20 protein-coding genes are annotated in these 22,552 nt (G+C 41.3%); 9 read left to right on the forward strand and 11 right to left on the reverse strand.

Annotation, left to right across the window (positions count from 1 at the left end):
- Positions 1 to 40: 40 nt before the first annotated feature.
- Positions 41 to 1,216 carry a benzoate/H(+) symporter BenE family transporter gene (locus tag E0H88_RS13510; RefSeq protein WP_131274559.1) on the forward strand — a complete coding sequence of 392 codons (1,176 nt, stop codon included), beginning with the start codon at positions 41 to 43 and terminating at the stop codon, positions 1,214 to 1,216.
- On the opposite strand, the gene E0H88_RS16340 is transcribed toward E0H88_RS13510, so the two are convergent.
- A complete protein-coding gene (locus E0H88_RS16340; protein WP_502699744.1) occupies positions 1,197 to 1,472 on the reverse strand; it encodes a DMT family transporter in 276 nt (91 codons plus the stop codon). The two genes, E0H88_RS13510 and E0H88_RS16340, sit on opposite strands and share 20 nt — an antisense overlap.
- 110 nt (positions 1,473 to 1,582) lie before the next feature.
- The gene (locus E0H88_RS13520; protein WP_131274560.1) at positions 1,583 to 2,596 is read right to left on the reverse strand and encodes an alpha/beta hydrolase; all 1,014 of its coding nucleotides are present in this window, start codon (positions 2,594 to 2,596) and stop codon (positions 1,583 to 1,585) included.
- Positions 2,597 to 2,863: 267 nt separating this feature from the next.
- Here E0H88_RS13520 and E0H88_RS13525 point away from each other — a divergent pair, with 267 nt between their 5' ends.
- A complete protein-coding gene (locus tag E0H88_RS13525; RefSeq protein ID WP_092818329.1) occupies positions 2,864 to 3,307 on the forward strand; it encodes a universal stress protein in 444 nt (147 codons plus the stop codon).
- Between the two features lie 128 nt (positions 3,308 to 3,435).
- Positions 3,436 to 3,879, forward strand: coding sequence for a universal stress protein (locus E0H88_RS13530; protein WP_131274561.1), 444 nt, complete (start codon positions 3,436 to 3,438; stop codon positions 3,877 to 3,879).
- 161 nt (positions 3,880 to 4,040) lie between these two features.
- Here the strand turns inward: E0H88_RS13530 and E0H88_RS13535 are convergent, their stop codons facing one another.
- Positions 4,041 to 4,256: a hypothetical protein gene (locus E0H88_RS13535; RefSeq protein WP_131274562.1), complete on the reverse strand. Its 216-nt coding sequence runs from the start codon at positions 4,254 to 4,256 to the stop codon at positions 4,041 to 4,043.
- 298 nt (positions 4,257 to 4,554) lie between these two features.
- Positions 4,555 to 7,161 (reverse strand): aminopeptidase N, encoded by a 2,607-nt coding sequence (pepN, locus tag E0H88_RS13540; protein WP_131274563.1) that lies wholly within the window; start codon positions 7,159 to 7,161, stop codon positions 4,555 to 4,557.
- Positions 7,162 to 7,594: 433 nt separating this feature from the next.
- On the opposite strand from pepN, the gene E0H88_RS13545 reads away from it, so the two are divergent.
- The 3 genes from E0H88_RS13545 to thiM all read left to right on the forward strand — a co-directional run bounded on the left by E0H88_RS13545 (position 7,595) and on the right by thiM (position 10,182).
- Positions 7,595 to 7,858 (forward strand): hypothetical protein, encoded by a 264-nt coding sequence (locus E0H88_RS13545; protein WP_092818333.1) that lies wholly within the window; start codon positions 7,595 to 7,597, stop codon positions 7,856 to 7,858.
- A gap of 263 nt (positions 7,859 to 8,121) precedes the next feature.
- A complete protein-coding gene (locus tag E0H88_RS13550) occupies positions 8,122 to 9,285 on the forward strand; it encodes a hypothetical protein (protein WP_131274564.1) in 1,164 nt (387 codons plus the stop codon).
- Positions 9,286 to 9,360: 75 nt separating this feature from the next.
- Entirely contained in the window at positions 9,361 to 10,182 is an 822-nt protein-coding gene (gene thiM / locus E0H88_RS13555; RefSeq protein WP_131274565.1) for a hydroxyethylthiazole kinase, read from the forward strand.
- A gap of 109 nt (positions 10,183 to 10,291) precedes the next feature.
- Here the strand turns inward: thiM and E0H88_RS13560 are convergent, their stop codons facing one another.
- Both E0H88_RS13560 and E0H88_RS13565 read right to left on the reverse strand, forming a co-directional pair.
- A complete protein-coding gene (locus tag E0H88_RS13560; RefSeq protein ID WP_131274566.1) occupies positions 10,292 to 11,023 on the reverse strand; it encodes a hypothetical protein in 732 nt (243 codons plus the stop codon).
- Positions 11,024 to 11,302: 279 nt separating this feature from the next.
- Entirely contained in the window at positions 11,303 to 12,829 is a 1,527-nt protein-coding gene (locus E0H88_RS13565) for a TerC family protein (RefSeq protein ID WP_131274567.1), read from the reverse strand.
- An 876-nt stretch (positions 12,830 to 13,705) separates the two neighbouring features.
- Here E0H88_RS13565 and E0H88_RS13570 point away from each other — a divergent pair.
- The 3 genes from E0H88_RS13570 to E0H88_RS13580 all read left to right on the forward strand — a co-directional run bounded on the left by E0H88_RS13570 (position 13,706) and on the right by E0H88_RS13580 (position 15,396).
- Positions 13,706 to 14,173 (forward strand): MarR family winged helix-turn-helix transcriptional regulator, encoded by a 468-nt coding sequence (locus tag E0H88_RS13570; RefSeq protein ID WP_131274568.1) that lies wholly within the window; start codon positions 13,706 to 13,708, stop codon positions 14,171 to 14,173.
- A 145-nt stretch (positions 14,174 to 14,318) separates the two neighbouring features.
- Positions 14,319 to 14,783 (forward strand): MarR family winged helix-turn-helix transcriptional regulator, encoded by a 465-nt coding sequence (locus E0H88_RS13575; RefSeq protein WP_131274569.1) that lies wholly within the window; start codon positions 14,319 to 14,321, stop codon positions 14,781 to 14,783.
- A gap of 148 nt (positions 14,784 to 14,931) precedes the next feature.
- Positions 14,932 to 15,396: a MarR family winged helix-turn-helix transcriptional regulator gene (locus E0H88_RS13580; RefSeq protein WP_092818340.1), complete on the forward strand. Its 465-nt coding sequence runs from the start codon at positions 14,932 to 14,934 to the stop codon at positions 15,394 to 15,396.
- Positions 15,397 to 15,406: 10 nt separating this feature from the next.
- Here E0H88_RS13580 and E0H88_RS13585 read toward each other — a convergent pair whose 3' ends face one another.
- The 5 genes from E0H88_RS13585 to E0H88_RS13605 form a co-directional block, all read right to left on the reverse strand.
- Positions 15,407 to 16,066 carry an SOS response-associated peptidase family protein gene (locus E0H88_RS13585; protein WP_131274570.1) on the reverse strand — a complete coding sequence of 220 codons (660 nt, stop codon included), beginning with the start codon at positions 16,064 to 16,066 and terminating at the stop codon, positions 15,407 to 15,409.
- Positions 16,067 to 16,119: 53 nt separating this feature from the next.
- Positions 16,120 to 17,574 (reverse strand): aldehyde dehydrogenase family protein, encoded by a 1,455-nt coding sequence (locus E0H88_RS13590; RefSeq protein ID WP_131274571.1) that lies wholly within the window; start codon positions 17,572 to 17,574, stop codon positions 16,120 to 16,122.
- A gap of 132 nt (positions 17,575 to 17,706) precedes the next feature.
- Complete coding sequence (locus E0H88_RS13595; RefSeq protein ID WP_131274572.1) at positions 17,707 to 19,869, reverse strand: malate synthase G; 2,163 nt, start codon at positions 19,867 to 19,869, stop codon at positions 17,707 to 17,709.
- 361 nt (positions 19,870 to 20,230) lie between these two features.
- Complete coding sequence (zapE, locus tag E0H88_RS13600) at positions 20,231 to 21,379, reverse strand: cell division protein ZapE (RefSeq protein WP_131274573.1); 1,149 nt, start codon at positions 21,377 to 21,379, stop codon at positions 20,231 to 20,233.
- A gap of 96 nt (positions 21,380 to 21,475) precedes the next feature.
- Positions 21,476 to 22,483 carry an AraC family transcriptional regulator gene (locus E0H88_RS13605; RefSeq protein ID WP_131274574.1) on the reverse strand — a complete coding sequence of 336 codons (1,008 nt, stop codon included), beginning with the start codon at positions 22,481 to 22,483 and terminating at the stop codon, positions 21,476 to 21,478.
- Positions 22,484 to 22,552: the final 69 nt, after the last annotated feature.

Raw genomic sequence — 22,552 nt, forward strand, 5'->3', positions numbered from 1 at the left:
ACACTTTTCATCATTATAAGATGATCACAGCAAAGGATTTATGCAAAAATTTCTAGAAGACTTTTCCGTCCCTGCGGTATTTGCAGGTTTTATTACTTTTCTGGTTGGGATCAGTGTTTCATCGGTATTGGTGATTCAATCGGCCCAATTACTGGGCGCATCTACTGAACAAATCACATCTTGGTTCTGGGCATTGGGCTTAGGAATTGGGCTGTCAGGTTTGATTCTCTCCTGGAAATTTAAATATCCGGTTGCCACCTCATGGTCTACTGCTGGACTGGCGCTTATTTTAGCCACCGGCAGTGGTTATAGCTTGCAGGAAGCCATCGGTGCATTTCTGGTTTGCGGTTTGCTCAGTGCCATATTAGGTTTTTCTGGTATTTTTCAGCGCGTGTTATCCTATATTCCCCAGAGCTTAACCAGTGCCATGTTAGCGGGGGTACTGCTCAAATTCGGCATTGCGCTTTTTGCCAGCATGCAAAATGATTGGGGATTCATCCTTTCATTATTAACCGTCTATATTCTGTCTAAATGCCTGTCACCGCGTTATAGCATCGTCATTACGGTGATTGCCGGACTGCTGCTGTGCCCCATATTCATGCAGTTCCATCCAGCAAACATTCAATTTAGTTTAGCCCAGCCGGTATGGACAACGCCTGAATTTAGCTGGTCGGCCACTTTGGGTTTAGCCCTGCCTTTATTCGTCATTAATATGGCATCCCAATATTTACCAGGTCTGGCCATGATCAAGAGTTATGGCTATGAACCAAATATCAACCAGCTGATTGGATGGACAGGTACGGCGCAAAGTGTTTTGGCACCGTTCGGATGTTTTTCCGTAAATATTGCCGCAATCAGTGCTGCAATCAGCCTGGATGATCAGGCACACCCCGACACGAAAAAGCGCTACATTGCCGGAATAAGCTGCGGCTTTTTTTATATCCTGATGGGTTTGTTTGCGGCAACGCTGACCAGTCTTTTAATGTCATTCCCTAGCGTGTTTATCACCGCACTAGCAGGTATTGCTTTATTCGGGACCATTGGACACAACATTGCACTTGCTTTTCATCAGCCTGCTGAACGCGAAGCTGCATTATTAACTTTTTTATTCAGCGCTTCTGGAATCCAGTTTTTTGGTATAAGTTCAGCATTCTGGGGGTTAATTTTTGGTATTGCCGTATCCATCATATTCAAGTTTAAAGTCGCCAAATCCTGAAAAATAACCATCTTCTGGACCATTCATAATCCAGTACAGGGTTATGCAGGATATTGATTTTTTTAATATTTCTGCTTAAGCTATGCCTGATGGCATAGGCAATTCCTAAAGGAATGGTTTTAAGTACTTGCAATAATAAATAGAATGAAATGACATCAAACACAAATACCAGCAGATCCGGTCCCAGTTTGCCAAAGCCTTCGGGCTGGACCAGAAAAGTTGCACCGGTTACTTCTGAAGGAATAGCCAAACCCAATAAGATATAAGCCTATAAAATAGCATTCATCTCATCTCTTCCTCAATCTGTCTTTATAAGGCTATCTTACCTAGATTAAGTCTTTTCCAGTCTTTGAAATATTGAATGATCTAGAAATTAGACAATAAAGCAGAAGCACTATATTTTTGTATAAACTGGATTGTTTGCTGAAAGGTCTGCTGACTGGCCTTTTTACCCATCATAAACTGATACTCATGCACTAGAAACTCTTTAGATTCCGGATAAAAAACCTCGGTTACCGGTATTTTCTGGCGAAGCAAAGCATTTACAAAAGGTACCGACTGGGTCTGGGTCAAAAAGTCTTTATTTCCTCCACTAATGAATACCGGAGGATAATTCACGGTTAAATATTGAATGGGAGAAATACTTTTTAAAAAATCCGCATCATCCTTTTTATTGCCCGTATAAGCCTGGACCAGATTAACGATGCCCCATTCGATGAGTTTCACTTTATCCGGAGCAGTATTAATGAAGGCATTCAGATCATAAATACCACAATGCAGGATCAAGCCTTTAATTTGCTCCCGTTGAATAAACGGTGTAATGGCAGACTGCCGGGAAAAATCTGGATTACTGATTAAAGCGGCATAATGGCTGGCTAAATTGGCGCCTGCCGAATCGCCCGCCAAATACATGCGCCGGGCATCAATATGGTAAATCTTGGCATGCTCGCTAATAAATTTTAATGCCTGATTAATTTGCAAGAGCTGCTCAGGATAAATCATTTGCGGCGCAAATTGGTATTCGACTGAAACCACGTTATAACCTTGGTCAGCCAATCGTTTAAAATAGCCTCGAGCATGTTCTTTAGAGCCTGAAATCCAGCCACCGCCATGAATCCACACCACTGTAGGCCGAATTCCCAACGCTGCAATATCATGCGGTTGGTAAATATCCAGATGCAGTGCCGGATTTTGCAGATAGGCAATGTTGGTTTGCACCAACACTTCAGGAGCATGCCGGTCAATAAACTTTTTTTGCACATTGGTCGATGCATTAAACACACTGGCAATGACCTTGCTATTGCTTTGTATATTCTGGCAAGCACTACTGGAGAGTGCAGCAATGAAACATAAACTTAGACTAAAGGATTTGGAATACACAGTTTGCCCTATCAACTTCCCCTCAGAATCTAAAAGGAATCATTATATTTTCAAGCATTTTAAAGATTGTTTAAACATTTGAAAATACTGGTTTTAATATCGAGTTTTTGAGTCGGTTTTAAATGCAAAGCAGAACACACTTATATTTATGATTTTTATATAATTTAATGAATTTTAAAACATTTTTCACAGAGTAAATTGATCAATCCGACACAATATGCTATCTATAAATAATAGCTACATAATAAACTCTAAGGAATCATTCTTATGTCTTATCAAAATATTTTAGTTCCTGTTGATGGTTCTGAGATTTCTTTCTCTGCGGTTAAAAATGCAGCTCAAATTGCCAAAGCGTTTTCCAGTCAATTAACACTGATCAGCCTGGTTACTGAAGACCCATTTTCTGAAGCAGATTTCTATTATCCATCTCCTATCATGAAAGAATATTTTGTTCAGGCTTATGCCAATGCCGAAAAAGCATTGGAAAAAGCCAAAGCGATTGCCGCTGAGTATGGCGTGATTGCAACCCCTCAAATCATTAAAGGCAACATCTCGGAAGAAGGCATTCTTGAAACGGCTGAAAAATTGAAAACCGACCTGATTGTGATGGGTTCTCATGGGCGTAAAGGTTTTCAAAAATTCCTCATGGGCAGCTTTGCTCAGGATGTTTTAAAAACCACCAAGCTTCCTGTTTTAGTGGTAAAAGAATAAGTTTAAAAATGAGCCCTTAAAAAAATCCAGGGCTCATTTTGATTTCCTGTTTTCATGACATGATTATCCAAACTGGCTATAAATCATTCGTACTTTTATCTATTCAGCTATATTCATAAGGAAATTTCATGACTTATAAACATATTTTGGTTCCAGTAGATGAATCCCCTATTTCTTATGCAGCTGTTGAACAGGCACTGGCTTTAGCCAAGCCTTTAAATTGCCAGGTCACCATTACCAGCGTGATTGCTGTTGATCCTTTTGTGGGCGTTGATTTTTATAAGGTCGCACCGGCAATTACCGATTACTTTATCGAAGCTGAAAAAAATGCACAGTTAAACCTGGCAGAAATCAAGCAATCTTTCATTCGCGATGGCATTGCAGTCGATACTAAAATCGTTCGAGGTGTATCACCTGCTGAAGGTATTATGCAGGTTGCCGATGAAGTGGGTGCAGATCTCATTATTATGGGCTCACATGGTCGTACCGGATTTAAAAAATTAGTGCTGGGAAGTGTGGCTCAAGAAGTCTTGACCCAGTCTCCAATTCCCGTACTGATTATGAAAGTCTGAACCATAAAAAAGTCCCTGTAATCAGGGACTTTTTATATAGGCATGTCTATCATTGGCTTCTGCTGACATCCATGCACTTGATCTCAAGCGGGTGAACGGTCTGGGTCATATTTGCCAAAGAAGTGATCTTGAATCAACATTAAATATAGCCACAACAAAATTTATGTTTTGGAAATATGCTGATGCAAGTTTTGCAGATAAATTTCTGCTTCAAGTTTGCTGGTAAAGTTTTTTTGATAACTCCCCATTGCCTGAATATTGTTCGGTGTATATTCAATCAGCACCACAAAGTTTCCGTCAGCCGCATTTTTTGAAACCCGAATTGCAATGATATGCTGAGAATTTAGGTAAAAACCATCTTCAATTTTAACTAACAAAACCAATCTCCAGTCTATTTAGTAAAATGACAGGCTAATGCAATCACAGTCTGTTAAATGATAAAAGCTCACCTGAAGATGAGCTTTGACCTAGCTATTTTAAGCCATAACAGTGATTTATTCGACACTTTTAAAGTAATTATACAATATGAATTATGTCTTACTCTGACAGGATTGAATTAAGTCAATCTAAACATAAGCAGCATTTTCAGCCCTTACAATGTTTGAAATATCAACAAAAAAGCCTTTTCCCAGTTTGCACCAAGAAAAGGCTTTTTATCATTCAATCAATGCTCAGTTAGATACTCAACATACTGTTTAAAGTTTCAGAAACGTTTTTCGATTTCACTTGTGGTTTTAAGGCCTCAAGTGCTGTTTTGACTTCACTGCGCTGTGGTTCAGCCAAGGTATACCAGCGAGAAAGCACTTGTAATAAACGTGAACCGACAATCGGGTTTTTCTCATCCAGATATTTGGCCAGATCAATATAGTGCTGAACACCAAAACTCCAGGTATTGACCGGATTGACATTTAAGCCGCCACTGACCGAACGAATACGGTTAGGATTGCCCAAATCGTAGTCCGGATGTGAAGTCAGGTATTTGATGGTTTCTGCATTTGCTTTTGGATGCGCTGCCTGAACCATAAACCATTGATCTAGCGACAAGGCCTCATCTTCAAATCGGCTATAGAAGTCTGCCAAGACTTCCTCGGCTTGTGGCGCATCATTCCAGACCAGAACTTTAAGCGCGCCCAAACGTTCCGACATGTTACCAGTATGATACTGCTCATAAGCGAGGTCAAAGGCATAGGCATCGCCCTGACGCGCCATCATACCCAGCATGATATTTCTGAGTGCACGTACACCCATTGCCTGAGAGAATTCACGTTGATTATCTGGGTCTAGGTCCAGATAAGTCTCTTTGCAGAATGTACCCAATTCACGTGCCAATTTGTCCAGCAAAGCATTACGCTGTTCCTGAATTTTGGCAGGTTGATAATCGGCATCAATACGGCTACCCAAATAGCCTTCAGTCGGGACATCTAGCAAACGTGAAGCCAATAATGGATCTTTCTCAATGACTTCAGGCAAAGTATTTTTCATGGCCTGAATATAAATGCCAGCATCATGACCTTCCAGCAAAATACGTTCCAGCAGGGTTTGAGTGGCCTGCCACTGGTTGAAACCATTGGTTTCATATTGCATCAAGAAAGCCAGTTCTTCGTCTGAATAGTTGAATTCAAGATTGACCGGTGCCGAGAAATTACGCAGCAATGAAACCACGGGTTTTGCCGTTAGGCCGCTAAATTCAATGGTTGCCTCATTTTGATCAAATAAATACACGCCATCTTTTACGCCATTTTCAAACAGCGCTTCAGATTGCAGCGTATATTGCTCACCTGTTTCCGCATTAAACAGTGCTAAAGCGACCGGGATAGGAACCGCTTTCAGGTTTGGATATTTTGCATTCGCTTTTAAACTTTGTTTAAAGCTTAAGCGATAGGTTTGAGTTGCAGCATCGTACTCGCCTGTGGCTTGCAGTTTTGGTGTACCCGGCTGGTTATACCAGATCAGGAATGCAGATAAATCGACACCTGAACCGACTGTCAATGCAGACACCCAGTCTTCAACCGTTACCGCCTGGCCGTCATGACGGCGGAAGTATTCGTCTGTGCCTTGACGGAATTTTTCCTTGCCAAGTAGCGTCGACATCATGCGGTTAATTTCCGCACCTTTTTCGTACACAGTTGCGGTATAGAAGTTGTTAATTTCTACAAAGTGATCTGGACGTGGCGGATGCGATAACGGACCGGAATCTTCAGGGAACTGGTGGGCTTTGAGTACAGCAACGTCATCAATACGTTGTACTGCCGCGGACTGTAAATCTTCCGAGAAAGACTGGTCACGGAATACGGTTAAACCTTCTTTCAGGCATAGCTGGAACCAGTCACGGCAAGTAATCCGGTTACCGGTCCAGTTGTGGAAATATTCATGCGCAATCACCGACTGTACCCGCATAATTGCTGCATCAGTCGTGTATTCCTCATCGGCAAGCACGCATGAAGTATTGAAGATATTCAGACCTTTATTTTCCATGGCACCCATGTTAAATGCACTGGTTGCCACAATCATGTAATTGTCCAGGTCATAGGGACGACCATAATGTTCCTCATCCCATTGCATGGAATGTTTCAGTGCTTCCATAGCAATGTGACATTTTGGAATGTCTTTTTCTTCGGCATAAATTTCCAGCGAAACATTGCGGCCTTCAGAGGTCACATAGGAATCTTTCAGTACCGCCAAATCACCAATCACGCAGGCAAACAGATAGCTTGGTTTTTTGGTCGGATCCTGCCAGATGGTATAGTGGCGGCCTTCACCAGCCTCGCCCGCTTCCATCAGGTTACCGTTGGCTAACAGTACCGGAAATTTTTTATCAGCTTCGACACGTGTGGTAAATACAGACAGCACATCCGGACGGTCTGGATAGAAGGTAATTTTACGGAAGCCTTCAGGCTCGTTTTGCGTTACAAACAAGTCGTCACCTGCCTGATACAGACCTTCCAGCTGGGTATTGCTTTCCGGGTGAATAACGACTTCCGTTTCCAGAATGACTTGATCTGGTGCATTGGCAATCACCAGTTGTTCTGAATCGAGGCTGTAATCCGCTGCAGTCAGCAGCTTGCCGTTTAAGCTAATGGATTTTAATTCCAGATCACGGCCCAGCAACACCAAATCTCCGGCAGTCTGGCGCTGCATCACCAGGTTTGCATTGACCTGGGTATGATCGCTATATACCTGAATATCCAGATTGATTGAATCCACCAAAAAAGAAGGTTTTTGATAGTCTTTTAAATAAACTGTTTGGTCTGCTTCAACCACCGGGTTTGCCGCGATATTCATATAATGTCCTAATCCTGTCGTTCTTAAGCCAAGACTTTGTTGTTGTGAAATGCTTCGATCATACGACAACTTTCGCAATCTGTCTGTGCCATTGATTTAAGTCATATATGGGCATGTTCCTTTCAGTTTTCAATTCAAATTGCGCACATTGGTACGATTAATGTCCTTATTGATGACTTAAGGTGCATAAATGAAGCACATGCTACACATCAACATTGTGTATGCCCTTACTTTCCAGCTATACCTTCGAAGGTCGAGATAGTGCTTTTTGCATATATATTTGTATAACTTTAACTTTTTCAGATTAGATAAAAAGACTTAACCCAAATTGACACTCATTTTCAAGATGACTACATTTTGAGCACGTTTTTTGCTTGTATTCATCTGTGTAAAGCGCACTATAAAATTAAAGCAAAACCAGAAGAGGTGTATTATGTATTTAAAAGACCATATTGTTCGCGTCGAAAATATCAAAACCATGCAAAACCTTGATGCTGCCGGAATTGATCACAAAGTAATTGCCATGTTTCTGAGCTGTGAAGGTATTCCGATGCAATCGGCGGACATTTGCGCAATTTTAAACAATTACGATGCCCTAGGAAGCAGAAAAATTCCGTCCAAAAAAGTTCAGGCCTTGATCAATGCAAAGCAGCTAGGAGAGGAGGATGAGTCACTGCCTTGTCCCGCCTCTTATTAACCGGAAAATGACCTACTGATTCAACCCCCATCCTTCTGACTCAACCCTATCTTTATTGTGTCATGGTGGAGATGAAAGATCTGGTCTTCATCTCCACATTTCTCAATGCATTGTAAAACTTAGGCTATTTTTTCAGCTCCATACTGTGTGGCTCACCGTGCCTAGCGAATTATTTTCCATTCAGCACTATTCCATCACGTCACGGCAAAAGACAGGTGTATAATCGGTGCAATGATTAACCCGACTTGTGATCGATTCCTTCCATGCTTCTTCAAATTCTGCAAAAACAGCTCGATGAAAGTACATCATGCCCTGTATGTCAGGCATCCATGTTCTGGATAGAAGCTGAGCAGTACGATCAGGCAATGAATTTTCATGAATGCAGCCACTGTCATCATCGCCTGTTTCAGGACGGTCGCGGCAACTGCCACTGCGACACCTGTCTGGCCAAGCGTAAAAAAATGCTGGCCGAAACACGGCTGCAAGAACAGCGTAAGCTGAAGTCCAAAGAAAAAAATGCTGTTGAATACCGTCTGGATCAAATCAGTTTTTTAAATAAATTGTTTTTGCTCAGTATTCTGGATAATCAGGTTCAGGAATATACTGCACATCATGAATATATAGACTGGGAAAACATTAAATATCATTCCCTTACACCGAATTACCTGTTCCAGAATTATTTGATCAAGCAACTGGTGAAAGAACAGATCCTGATTGCCAAAGATTTCGCCTCCGAAGCCAGTCAGTACTATGTCAATGTGCGTTTGGACGGGTATTCAGAACCGAGTCTGTTTAGCATTACCCAGCAACTCAGAAACTGGTTTTATGAAAATCTAAGCTTGGGCGTACCCTTCAAGAATGCCGATGAAGTCAAAAATGCGCTCTATCTGCTGCTGTATCAGGAAATTATTCAGTTCGCCCAGTTTTACTGTCGTACCTGGGGCATCCAGATTGCTGGAAATAATAGCTTTCAAACGTTCTGCTATCGCCTGATGGATTCTCTGGCGGTGGGTCAAATCTACTATCTGGTACAAACCGCTTTAGAATATTTGCATCAGCAAAAAGCCTTGCAGCCACGCAATGAAAACTTTATTAACACCAATCTGTTAAAAAAAACCTTACAGCAATATCGTGAACGTTCCGTGACTGAAAAATGGGAAACCTCCACCCTGCCTCGTCCACACAATATTCCTTTCAGCAAGATGAGCGAAATCCTGTTGTTCCGCTTTCTGGGCTATGATGAAAGTATTTTTTTCCAGCCCATCTGGAAGTTATGGAAAAAAATTGAACCGCGATTAAGTTTTTATTCACAAAAACGCTGTATGTATTGTGGTTCTAATGAACTTAGCGTGGATTATGATGCTGAAAATTATGTAACACTCTGCTGTCGAACCTGTAAGCATCAAGACCACTATTTTACCCAATAGAATTTCACCCACTAGATGGTGAACGATATGTCCAGTTTTTCCGACTCCACCCTGTACAATTTAAGGAATAATCCCATGGATCAAACTTCAACATTGGTCGAGCAGATTGTTGAAGCCTGGACACAACTGCAAAGCCAGCAGCCTTTGGTGCAATGCATGACCAACAGTGTTGCAGCGAATTATGCAGCCAATGTATTGCTGGCTGCAGGTGCCTCGCCAGCCATGATTGACAATCCGTTCGAAGCCGAAAGCTTTACCACAATTGCCGCTGCACTGAGCATTAATTTGGGCACCCCAACTCAGGAACAGATGCAGGCCATGCAAATTTCTGCACAAACGGCGCAACGTACCCATACTCCGTGGGTGCTCGACCCAGTCGGTTATGGACCCATTCTAAAATGGCGCTCGGACATGGTGGATGAATTACTGCAATACCATCCCACGGTCATTCGCGGCAATGCTTCCGAAATCAGTACTCTTGCAGGCAACCAGGTAGAATCCAAAGGTGTGGATAGCACTTTAGACAGTGCCGATGTCTATCATCAGGCCAAAGTGTTATTAGCACATGCGGACTGTATTGCCATTTCAGGTGAATCTGATTTTATTTTGACTAAAGAGTTAAATGCCGTAATTCAGGTCAATGGCGGTTCTTATTTGCAGCCCAAAGTCACCGCGACAGGTTGTGCCCTGGGTGCTTTAATTGCGGCTTATTGCGCTGTCACTTCTCCAATGATTGCGACGATTGCAGCCCATACCCATTTTGCCATTGCCGGAAAATTGGCATTCGATCAAGCTCAAACGATCGGACATTTTAATGTGGCCTTTATGGATCACATCCACAGTTTAAATCCGGACTTCATCCGGCAATATGCGGATCTTAAAATTCTTGCACTTTAAGTTGAGTCTTCGTTCCTGTTACTAAGGTTGACCTGGCTCAGATTGTAATGACCGAGTCTAAGCTTATATCCATGCAATATCGGTATAAAATGTGAATGATGACGGAAATTTAATAGACTTTCCGGTCTATAAATAAATTAAATAGAGTTTCCAAAATCGTTTGCAAATCCAATTTGCAGATACAGAGCAAACCCATGCCATCAAAATAGTCAGGGACATGCTGCATAAAAAAATTGCTATGCGGGGTGGCCTTATTTCTGAGACGTTGAATATGTTCGGGTGTCGTTTGGGGCATGACATGAGGATAGACAAAAATATCTTCTCGACGTTTTTGCACTTCAGATTTACGCTGCTGAATCTTTTGCAGAACTGTTAAATATTGTTGAGGAGTTTCTTTGCCTGTACGCGGAAAGAAATGTTGTGAGCGGGAGGCAAAATAAGTATAAATTTTAGGCTGTATGATGGTCGGCACAAACCATAATGGAATGGCGGGATGTCGAATCCGGTGATTGATTGCAACCCGGATTGCTGTTTTAAGGGTTATATTGCCTTTACGATAAGCCGGTAAAATACTCGCCCGGTAACTCACCACAAAGATAGGCTGTCCCTCCAGAGAAAGCTTAAGCACAGGAATAATATTTTGCCCCACCCGTGTATCTTTATGATAATAATGAACCACCAGAACAGAAACGGCATCCTGATCATAGACAAAATTGTAAATTTCTTCCTCGCACGAATCCGGAAAAATTTGCCGATCAAATTCACAGATCACTTTAAAAAAACGATGCTTTTCTTCAGATGCAAGTTTTGCAAAATCGACAATCGTTTCTGTAATACCCATCAAATTGATCCAATTTTTTGATATTTATGAATTATTACTGATTTCAGCTGACTTAAATATCACTAGAAATGGTGATTTAAACCCAATTCATCCATTTTTTCACTCGGTTGCCGCATGACTGCACCCTCCTTAGATATAACAGTAAAGCACAATAAAAAAGCCCAACAGATCGAGTCTGTCAGGCTTTTCCGATAGGTCAAAAGAGTGGATTAAAAGATATCAATCTCTGGTTTAAATCTTAAATCATCCACTTTATTCAACGCGATTTACTCATACTATCTAAGGATAGCTAATAAGCACGGACTTAATCCGGTTCTCTTCCAGTTCAGTCACTTCAAAGTAAATGCCACGATATTCCAGTTTAGCTCCCAGACTGACTTTACCGTGAGTTTTTTCCAGAATCAGACCGGCAAGGCTGATATAACCTGCCTCTTCTTCAACCAAATCCAGCATACCCAGCTCCAGTTCCAGCTGATACACATCAAGCATGCCAGAAGCTTTCCAGGTATGGTCATCAATTTTCACCAGATCAAGCTGCTCATCGGCATCCGGAAACTCGCCAGCAATCGCCTCAAATACATCCAGAGGAGAAATCAGGCCTTGCACATTACCAAATTCGTCACTCACCAATACCAATGAACCTTTCGAGCTACGCAAGGTATTAATGGCATCGATGACTTTCATTTTTTCAAAAATATAAATTGGACGATGGCGTTTGATTAAAGCCTTGAGCTGTTCTGGATCTTCCAGTACGTCAAGGAGCTCTTTAGCCCGAACCACGCTCAGAACCTTATCCAGGTTGCCCCGGCATACTGGAAACAGGCTATGCGGTACAGCAAGTACCTGTTCACGAATCTGTTCAGCGCTGTCATCCAGATTCACCCAGGAAATCTGGCTTCGAGGTGTCATAATCGAGGCAACTGATCTTTCTGCTAGGGTTAATACTCCCCCAATCATGTAACGCTCTTCATCAGCAAAGGTTTCTTGTGCTTCAAAGTGTTGTGCACTATCAGCCATGGTTTCCACTTTACCACCCATCAATTTCAGGATGGAATCTGCGGTACGATGCCGTAATGGAATTTTTGATTCATGCTTTGTAGCATTGCGTCTTGAAAACTGGTTAAAGGCTTCAATAAGAATAGCCACGCCAATACCTGAATAGATATAACCTTTAGGAATGTGGAAACCAAAACCTTCGGCAATCAGGCTGATCCCGATCAGTAACAGGAAGCTTAAACACAGGATGACGACAGTCGGATGGCGGTTGACGAATGCAGTCAATGGCTTAGAGGCAATCAACATGACAATCACGGCAATGGTCACAGCGGCCATCATCACGTAAATATTATCCACCATCCCCACTGCGGTAATGACAGAATCCAGGGAGAAGACCGCATCCAAGACTATAATTTGCGCTACTACCGCCCAAAAACCGGCATAAACAACCGAAGATGTCGATTGAACTTCAATCTTGCCTTCCATTTTTTCATGCAGTTCGGTCACGGCTTTATAGACCAAGAATAATCCACCAAAGAGTAAAATCAAATCCCGACCCGAGAAGGACAGACCTGCAATTTCAATAATGGGTTTTGTGAGTGTCACTAGCCAAGAAATAACGGACAGAAGCCCCAAACGCATAATTAATGCGAGAGAAAGGCCAATAATACGTGCTTTATCACGTTGTTCAGGAGGAAGTTTTTCTGCCAAAATGGCAATAAATACAAGGTTATCAATACCTAAAACAATTTCTAAAATAATAAGGGTTAATAAACCCACCCAAATTCCCGGATCTAACAAAAACTCCATTAGTTCATATCTCCGTTTTCACGAATTGGGTTAAAAACAAATTTAAACCGGCACGGCGAGGGATCCATATAAGTGACCTTTTCAACAATAGATAAATTTATTATGCACAATCTGTTAAATTTGTAATTAAATTTTTGTATGGTTAGCGCTTTAATCTTAGCCAGATATACAATTCAGCCTATTTTGACGCTTTTACTTCATCTCTTTATCTGATTTTTGAATTGAGAAAATATCAGTTTCTCTTATTAGCAAGAGCAGCCTCGGAAGCTTTTTTCACCCGAATAAAAGAGCACCAGGATGATTGAATTGAATCAATGAGAGCTAAATTTAACCCAACAGGCTTCCACTCCAGGCAACACATTTACAGCACGAGTTACTCTAACCAATGAAACATATTGACCGTATAGAGAATTTTCAAAATGTGCCCTCATACCAGTAATGACGTTGGGTAGCTTAATTTAGATTTCTTATTCAATTCATGTCAGGTGCGGTTGATGAGCGTTCGTAATTGCCAAAAGTTTGAAATGTCCTGACTGCTCACTTCCAATACGGCATCCTTACAGCAAGGCTATTTTCAGCACTTATCCAAATCCTCAGGTTGGGGTAGAAGTGTAAATTTTGCTCAACTCAGTATATTACAGGGTATTGCCGGATTTCATCCAGACAAAGCTTCCTGCAGCATATCCGGACTCAATGATCCGGCTTAATTTTATTTTTTGTAAGGAAACTTATATTAATAAGTTTGCTTATTGCAATATAAAAAACTTGATATATATTAATATCAATAAAAAATGTGTGTTGTTTGGCAAAATTCGATTTAAATAAGACGCTTTTCAACAAATTAAAATTACAACAATCTTAGGGAGGCTTTTCTCCATGACTAAAAAGTACAGCAAATTCCTACCTTCCATTGCTGAAGATTTCTCTTTGGAAAATTTTCCTTATTATTGGGTCACTCAAGTGCATGCTCAATACATACAAAATGTAGATCACGCTTTGAAAAAATATGGTCTGGACAATTCACGTCGCCGTATTTTACTGTCGCTAAAATCCAAACCGCATGCCAGCGTGTCAGACCTCTCAGAAATGGTCATTTCCAAAATGTCGACCACCACCAAAATCGTCTATCGCTTAAAAGATGAAGGACTGGTGGATACGTATTCATGTGAAGATGACGCCCGTATTACCCGAGTGGTTTTAACGGATAAAGGGCAACAAATGACCAATAAGATTAATGACCTGACCAATGTGGTTTTGGAACAATCTTTTGAAGGCCTCACTCCCCTGCAAATTGAAAAGATGATGGAAAGTTTAAAATATATTTTTAGAAATTTAGCCCATTAAGTTGGGTTGAATTCACAAATCAACAAAATTATTTTTTAGTTTTACTTTACAATATTGTAAAATATATTGTTTTCTCTTTAAATTCATTAAAAATAAGTTACAATAATAAAATACAATTACAACAATTTCTGGGGAGAAAATACAGATGACAAAAAAATACAGTAAATTTTTACCATCTGCAGATAATTTCGATTTGGAAAATTTCCCTTATTACTGGGTAAGCCAAGTCCATGCTCAATACGTACAAAATGTCGATCATGCACTAAAAAAATATGGTCTGGACAATTCACGTCGTCGTATTTTACTCGCTTTAAAATTTAGACCGCATGCCAGCGTGTCAGATCTCTCCGAAATGGTGGTGTCCAAAATGTCGACTACCACCAAAATCGTCTATCGTTTAAAAGATGAAGGTTTAGTTGATACTTATTCTTGTGAAGATGATGCACGCATAACCCGCGTAGTGTTAACCGATAAAGGTGATCAAATGACGCAGAAAATTAATGACCTGACCAATGTGGTTCTGGAACAGTCCTTTGACGGTTTAACTCCTTTACAAATTGAAAAAATGATGGAAAGTCTGCAACATATTTTTAAAAATTTATCACGATAGTTTAATTTTAAATTTCAGTTAAATACTGACTTTTTCTATTGTAGACTTCGAAAAAATACAAAATTAATACATTTTATTCTATTTTTTAACGAAAATATTACGTTAATAAATTAAAAGTTGAATTTAAAACAACGGGGAAAATAAGAAAATGACCAAGAAATATAGTAAATTTTTACTTTTATCCAGTGAAAATTTTGATTTAGAAGAATTTCCCTACTACTGGATTACTCAAGTTCATGCGCAAGGTGTAAAAAAACTAGACCATGCCCTGAAAAAATATGGCCTGGACAATTCGCGTCGCCGTATTTTACTGTCTCTAAAATCCAAGCCGCATGCCAGCGTATCAGATCTCTCCGAAATGGTGGTGTCCAAAATGTCGACCACCACCAAAATCGTCTATCGCCTAAAAGATGAAGGGCTGGTTGAAACGTATTCATGTGAAAATGATGCCCGTATTACCCGAGTAGTCTTAACAGATAAAGGACAACAAATGACCCTGAAAATTAAGGATCTGAGTAATATTATTCTGGAACAATCCTACGAGGGTCTAACTCCTTTACAAATTGAAAAAATGATGGAAACCCTTAAACAGATTTTTAAAAATCTATCGTAATAATCGAGGCTTAATCGAAAAAATTCAGCTGGGGGCTCATTTTTTCAATTTTTGCTTTTGGAACATGTGAGCATTCAAACTCAACCTCTGGAAACCCTTCTACAAAACAACGAATATCTGGGGAGTTCCAGCTTAGCCATTCATCTAAACGCTCATGAGGAATAATAATCACCGAGCGTTTCACATTTCCAGGTTCATGAAAATCTTTCATCATGGGGTGATCAATCGCATCCATCGTAATCATGGTTGCTGAACGAATAATTTCCTCTCCGATTCGGCAAATCTCATAGAGCGCTGCAATATAAAAAGCCTGTCCATCCTTTCGCCGTACTCCCCAGCGTTGCGGCTTGTTCTCAATATATTTCGACTCATAAAATTCACTCACTGGAATCACGCCAAATTTGCATTTTGAAGCAGCATTGATAAAAGTCGGTTTTTGGAGCAATGTTTCATTTCGAGCATTATATGTTTTCAGGGCAATGCTTTTGTCTTCAGCCCATTTGGGTATCATACCAAACCTAACCTTACGCCACTCCAAACCTTGGGCTGATTTAAACAGCAAGGGCAACTCATAATTTGGATAGACCTCATCCGGATAGTCAAATGGAATATCAGGAAGATTCAAATCGCGCAGCTGCTTTAAATTAAGCGGTTTAAAATTAGCGCACATAAAACCAGATATAAATTGAAACTTACTCTATTATAGCTTGTATTAGATAATTTTTACTTTGCTGTACTATGCGGTAGCGTTAACCAATGTGTACGGCTAAACTCCTCCAATATCCACTGTCCATTAAAGCGCCCCACGCCTGAATTTTTCTCCCCGCCAAAGGGTGCATTTGGTTGATCTGCCACGGTAATGGCATTGATATGCGTCATCCCTGCATCAATCTGCATTGCAAAACGGGTTCCGCGTTCTAAAGCAGAAGTACATACTGCGCTAGATAACCCATAAACCGTGTCATTGACCAAACGCAAAGCCTCAGCTTCATCTTGAGCCTTAATGATCGGCAAGACGGGACCAAAACTTTCTTCTTGGGCTAAGCAAGCCTCTGGATTTACATCAATAAAAATATGAGGTGGAATAATATTGCCTTGAATTTCTCCCCGCACAATGAGTTTGGTTCCCTCTTGTAGTGCCTGAGCAATAATCTGTTTGATTTTTTCAACTTGCGCGACATTAATCATTGGGCCAATCAGGGTATCCTCTTGCTGGGGATCACCATAGGCAATATTCTTAGCCCGAATCACTAGTTTTTCAACAAAAGCATCATAAATTTTAGCATCGACAATCACCCGATTGGTACTCATGCAAATTTGTCCCTGATGCAAAAAACGCCCTATCACAGCCAGCTCCACCGCCAGATCCAGATCAGCATCATCAAGCACCACTAAAGGTGCATTACCGCCCAATTCCAGCGCAATACGTTTGAGATGATTGCCAGCAATAGCCAGTTGCCCGACGCGTTTTCCTACCAAAGTTGAACCTGTAAATGAAATCAGTTTCGGTGTATCGTGCTCAACAAAGTAATCCCCTATTTCACTGCCTAAACCCGCAACTATGCTGAATACACCTTGAGGGAGACCTGCTTCTTCAAAAATCTTGGCCAGCAACAATCCCCCTGTAATAGGCGTATCACTTGCGGGCTTTAACACCACGCAATTTCCTATCGCAATAGCTGTAATCACAGAACGCATACTGAGGTGAAAGGGAAAGTTCCAGGGACTAATTACCGCAATGACACCCAAAGGTTTCCGGATTACATAACTTTTGCGATCAGGATCGGTCGATTGCAATTCCTGGGTGTTCATTCTTTCAGGAAATGTCATGGCTTCATTGATAATGCCCAATGCTGCATCTACTTCAATATTGGCTTTGAAACGTGTACTGCCGGATTCCTGAATGAGCCAGTGGATGATTTCTTCACGTCTATTTTTGATTATATCCAGAACCCGGAGGATGAAGCTTTTACGCTCGGACGCTGACGTTTGCGACCATGTAGTAAAACTCCCTTCCGCTGCTGAATAAGCACTATCCACATCGACAAGGCTTGCAGCCTGCAATTTCAAAATAAGTGCTTGAGTATAAGGATTGATATTATTCAGCGTATGCGTTGAAGTTCCTTTCAGCCAATGACCAGCAATAAATTGCTGATCGGAAAATTGATAAGCTTGCATACCTCATCCTTTTTATCATTCTGGTTTTATATTTAATGTAAAACCTAATACCCCAAAGTGCCAGTGTAAAAAGAATTTCGTAACTTTTAGACAATAAAAAAGCCTCCGAAGAGGCTTTTTTACTACACAGGATTAGTCACCTGTATAACCTTTTAACTTCAAACGTGCTGCATGAAGTAGCGGTTCGGTATAACCAGAAGGCTGTTCACCACCTTTGAATACCAGGTCATAAGCTGCCTGGTAAGCATAGCCATTGAATGCTGGAGCCATTGGCGTATAAAGCGGATCGTTTGCATTTTGCTCGTCCACAATTTTCGCCATACGCTTGAATACTTCTTCAACTTGCTCTTTGGTTACGATACCGTGACGTAACCAGTTTGCAACGTGTTGAGAAGAAATACGTAATGTTGCACGGTCTTCCATCAAGCCCACATCGTTGATATCGGGAACTTTAGAACAACCCACACCCAAGTCAACCCAACGAACCACATAACCCAAGATACCTTGAAGGTTATTTTCAAGTTCTTTGGTTTTCTCTTCTTCAGACCAGTTGGTATCTGTTGCCAAAGGCGGTGTTAACAAGTCATCTAATGATAACGGCTGAGTGTTCAACAATTCTTTTTGACGCTCAGACACGTTGCATTGATGGTAATGGATCGCGTGAATCACCGCACCAGATGGAGACGGTACCCATGCACAGCTTGCGCCCGCTTCCGGATGCTCAATCTTGGTTTTGTACATGTCGGCAAGCATATCTGGTTTAGGCCACATGCCTTTACCAATCTGTGCTTTACCACGTAGACCCGCTTGAAGACCGATCATCACGTTACGGTTTTCATATGCCGGGAACCAGATTTGTGACTTCACTTCACCTTTACGAACGAATGGACCAGCTTCCATGAAGGTATGGATTTCATCGCCTGTACGGTCCATGAAGCCCGTGTTAATGAAAATGGTGCGGTCTTTCGCCTGAGCGATACAGTTTTTCAGGTTCACAGATGTACGGCGTTCTTCATCCATGATCCCAATTTTTAACGTTTTAGCTGGTAAGCCAAGCGCCTGTTCAGCACGTTCAAATAGCTCAACTGCAAATGCAACTTCTTCTGGGCCGTGCATTTTTGGCTTCACGATATACATCGAACCTTTACGCGAGTTCTTGATCGTGTTTTCACCTTTGATGTCTGCAAAAGTCAGCAATGGAGTGATTAACGCATCCATGATGCCTTCGTAGATCTCTTGACCATCTACCAGGATCGCAGGGTTTGTCATTAAATGACCCACGTTACGAAGCAGCATGAGTGAACGGCCGTGAAGCGTCGTTTCACCACCAATCAGGTTTTTGTGGGTACGGTCCTGGTTCAATGTACGATTCACGGTTTTACCATTTTTCTCGATTGATTCAGACAGTGTACCTTTCATTAAGCCTAACCAGTTACGGTAGCCTTCAACTTTCTCTTCAGCGTCTACCGCTGCAATAGAGTCTTCCAAATCCTGAATGGTTGTTACAGCAGCTTCAAGCACGAGGTCTTTTACGCCAGCAGCGTCAGTCTGACCAATCGGGCTGGTTGCATCAATTTCAACAATAACGTGCAAGCCATTGTTTAAAAGTACGATTTCAGTTGGTGCAGCTTCATCACCATTGAAACCTACAAATTGAGCTTCTTTCGCTAAGGTAGTGGTTGAGCCATCTTTTAGCGTCACAACCAATTTTTTACCTTCAACCGCATATTTGGTTGCATCGGCATGTGAGCCATTTGCCAATGGGAAGGTTTCATTTAAGAAGTTTTTAGCAAATGCAATAACTTTTGCACCACGAACCGGGTTATAGCCCTTACCTTTTTCCGCGCCACCTTCTTCAGAGATCACGTCGAAACCGTAAAGCGCATCGTATAAAGAGCCCCAACGAGCGTTCGCAGCATTCAAGCAGTAACGTGCATTACGCACAGGAACCACCAATTGCGCACCAGCCAATAATGCGATTTCTTCATCTACATTTTCTGTGCTGATTTGGAAATCTTCTACTTCTGGTAATAAGTAGCCAATTTCTGTAAGGAAAGCTTTGTAAGCTTCGAGTTCAAATTTGTTGTTGCGGTGCCATTCATCAATTTTAGCTTGAAGGTCGTCACGCTTAGCCAATAGTGCTTTGTTCTTTGGGCTAAGATCGACAACGACTTGTTCAAAGTTTTTCCAGTATGTTTCACTGTCCAAACCAGAACCTGGTAGTGCTTCATTTTCGATGAAATCGTAAAGTTCTTTAGCAATCGCTAACTTGCCTTTTTGAATACGTGCAGTCATTGTCTTTCCTGATATTGCTACTTTTTATAACAAGAGATTCTAGTATACCGATTTATACCTAGCTGAATAGTACTATCACATTCCTAAATAATGATCATTTTCTAGTAAATGAATATATACATCATTCAAAAAAATGAAGATCACCAATGCAACATTATTATTTGCCTGAATACCTTTTTATAGTTTATAAAGTTTTAAAAATGTCGAAATTAGACTTAAGTGCAGAATTTTGCTTTAAAACCACCCAAAAGCTGTATTTCTCATCGCTGTCGAGCAAAGATTAAGCCATGAATAGAACAAAATGTCGATAAAATACTCAAACAATTTATGTAAAAAAAGCGCCTGTTTAGGCGCTTGATCTTTAGCTGGCTTCCGAGGCCGACCCCTGTATTTGTCGATGTTCAGAATTCAGATATTCATCGGACTGCATTTCCAGTAAACGTGAACGCGTGCGTTCAATTTCAAAAGCAAGTTTCTCGCCCTGGTAAATATCAATAATACTGTCTTCCGAGGTCAGCAGGAGTTTGACGCCACGATCGTAAAACTCATCTACCAGATAAATAAAACGGCGTGTGCCTTCCGACAGGTAATCGGTCAAATGCGGCACATTACTGACCAGTACCGTATTATAAATATTGGCGATTTCAATGAAGTCAGCCGGGCTACGCGGTTTTAAACACAGCTCCGAATATTCACACCACAACACATCTTCCGTATGACCAATGGTTTCCACAATACGGTTATTAATGATAATCGGTTCTTGTGACTGAGTCTGGGTCTGGGTTAAAGCGCTAAAACGCTGGGCAATCCAGAGCTTGTGATCATGCGTTAATGGATGTTTAAACAATTGTGCCTGCTTGAGCACACGCAAACGATAATCAACGCCAGCATCAACATTAAGAACCACGCAATGTTTTTTCACCATTTCGATGGTCGGGATAAAGCGGTCACGATGGATTCCATTCTTATATAAACCATCTGGCGCAATATTTGAGGTCGCTACCAAAGTAATGCCACGGCTAAACAGTTTCTGGAATAACTCACTCAGAATCATGGCATCCGTGACATTAGAGACAAAAAATTCATCAAAACAGATCACTACCGCTTGCTGGTAAATCTGGTCTGCAACCTGATCCAGCGGATTACGTTGCCCTGACAACTTATTCAGCTCACGATGCACATGCTGCATGAAATGATGAAAATGCATGCGCATTTTACGGCGAAACGGAATCGATTCAAAAAACTGGTCCATTAACCAGGTTTTACCTCGCCCAACTCCACCCCACATGTATACGCCTTTTGGTGAAGTTTGGCGACGGAAACGGCGAAACGCTTTTTTTGAAGCTTTAAAACGCTGAATCAATTCTTGCCAAACACGATCCAATTCATGTACAGCCTGCGCCTGTGCATCATCCGGCATGAACTGGCCAGATGCGATGGCCTGTGCATAGCGCTCCGCAGGTGACAAAGGGATAAAGGCTGTACTGTGCTTAGAATTTAAATCTGACATATGATTGAATACTATTTTAGGCTATTGAAAGTATAGCGAAGATTGAGATGGAATATATAACACTTTGGCATTAACACACTTAGGCTATTTACTAAACTACTTAAAGTACTGCCGTGGACTGTGTCCAAACCAGCGCTTAAAGGCATGATTGAAAGCTGCAGGCTCCGAATAACCCAGTAATTCTGCAATCATTTCAATGGAATATTCTTTATATTCCATTAATCTTAATGCCTTGTCTTTAATCAATTGTTCACGTATCTGTTTATAACTGCTTTGCACCTGTTGCAATTGATGCCGCAATGTGCGCTCCGGAATTTGCAGGGCTTGTGCTGTTTCCGCCATGCTAGGCATTCCCCCTTCTTGTAGTTCCAGATAATCCTGTACACGCTGCACCAGAGCAGGTACGGACTCATCTCCCTTCAACCGCTCCAACTCAGCAATACATTTGCTTTCATAAAGATTAAAGGTCATTTTGTCTGCTGAAGGGATCTCCACATCTAACACGGCATCATCAAACCAGAATTCCGCAGACTCGGCAGCAAACTGCAATTCAGCACCATAGTACTCCTGATAAATATCTAAAGCCTGCTGATTTTCAGGCTGTGCAAATGGCAGCTCTATATGCATTCGGGGAATACTTAAGCCCATCATTTTGTACAGATCCTGAATAAATTTATAAGTTCCTGAAATTTCACATTGTGCTCGCAACAGTCCAAGTTTACTGTTTAAATCCTCAGGTGCGTAACACAAAGCCACCTTTTGTGCTTTATATTTTAGGCTTAATACGCCTGTTAAATGGGTTAATGCCTGATAGCGAATCCCCTGCTTTAAAGCAGTACGGATATTTTCACTGCTAACCAGCAACATCAGTAAAGGACCATAGCCGGCAAGTGCATAATGCTGGCCAATGAACAAACCTTTTTCTGGTGCCACATCCTGCCCAATGACTTTCAGCACATCCCATTCCAGACCTGGATGAATAATTGAGCTCGGATCCAATGCATCCGCGCGCAATCCAATACTTTGAAGTTTCGGATCAACATCAATCCCAGCTTTACGCATGCCTTGAATTAAATACATCAAGCCGAGAATTGAACGTTTCATAGCAGGATCACATCAAAATAACCTCTCAATTTTTACTATAATTTTTCATGCTTGCAAATTGCCGAAACT

This window comes from Acinetobacter sp. ANC 4216 (genome assembly GCF_004331195.1).
GTDB lineage: Bacteria > Pseudomonadota > Gammaproteobacteria > Pseudomonadales > Moraxellaceae > Acinetobacter > Acinetobacter kookii.

Coding starts and splice junctions, on each gene's coding strand:
- E0H88_RS13510 (WP_131274559.1), top strand. CDS start 41: ATGCAAAAATTTCTAGAAGACTTTTCCGTCCCTGCGGTATTTGCAGGT.
- E0H88_RS13525 (WP_092818329.1), top strand. CDS start 2,864: ATGTCTTATCAAAATATTTTAGTTCCTGTTGATGGTTCTGAGATTTCT.
- E0H88_RS13530 (WP_131274561.1), top strand. CDS start 3,436: ATGACTTATAAACATATTTTGGTTCCAGTAGATGAATCCCCTATTTCT.
- pepN (WP_131274563.1), bottom strand. CDS start 7,161: ATGAATATCGCGGCAAACCCGGTGGTTGAAGCAGACCAAACAGTTTAT.
- E0H88_RS13545 (WP_092818333.1), top strand. CDS start 7,595: ATGTATTTAAAAGACCATATTGTTCGCGTCGAAAATATCAAAACCATG.
- E0H88_RS13550 (WP_131274564.1), top strand. CDS start 8,122: ATGCTTCTTCAAATTCTGCAAAAACAGCTCGATGAAAGTACATCATGC.
- thiM (WP_131274565.1), top strand. CDS start 9,361: ATGGATCAAACTTCAACATTGGTCGAGCAGATTGTTGAAGCCTGGACA.
- E0H88_RS13560 (WP_131274566.1), bottom strand. CDS start 11,023: ATGGGTATTACAGAAACGATTGTCGATTTTGCAAAACTTGCATCTGAA.
- E0H88_RS13565 (WP_131274567.1), bottom strand. CDS start 12,829: ATGGAGTTTTTGTTAGATCCGGGAATTTGGGTGGGTTTATTAACCCTT.
- E0H88_RS13570 (WP_131274568.1), top strand. CDS start 13,706: ATGACTAAAAAGTACAGCAAATTCCTACCTTCCATTGCTGAAGATTTC.
- E0H88_RS13575 (WP_131274569.1), top strand. CDS start 14,319: ATGACAAAAAAATACAGTAAATTTTTACCATCTGCAGATAATTTCGAT.
- E0H88_RS13580 (WP_092818340.1), top strand. CDS start 14,932: ATGACCAAGAAATATAGTAAATTTTTACTTTTATCCAGTGAAAATTTT.
- E0H88_RS13585 (WP_131274570.1), bottom strand. CDS start 16,066: ATGTGCGCTAATTTTAAACCGCTTAATTTAAAGCAGCTGCGCGATTTG.
- E0H88_RS13590 (WP_131274571.1), bottom strand. CDS start 17,574: ATGCAAGCTTATCAATTTTCCGATCAGCAATTTATTGCTGGTCATTGG.
- E0H88_RS13595 (WP_131274572.1), bottom strand. CDS start 19,869: ATGACTGCACGTATTCAAAAAGGCAAGTTAGCGATTGCTAAAGAACTT.
- zapE (WP_131274573.1), bottom strand. CDS start 21,379: ATGTCAGATTTAAATTCTAAGCACAGTACAGCCTTTATCCCTTTGTCA.
- E0H88_RS13605 (WP_131274574.1), bottom strand. CDS start 22,483: ATGAAACGTTCAATTCTCGGCTTGATGTATTTAATTCAAGGCATGCGT.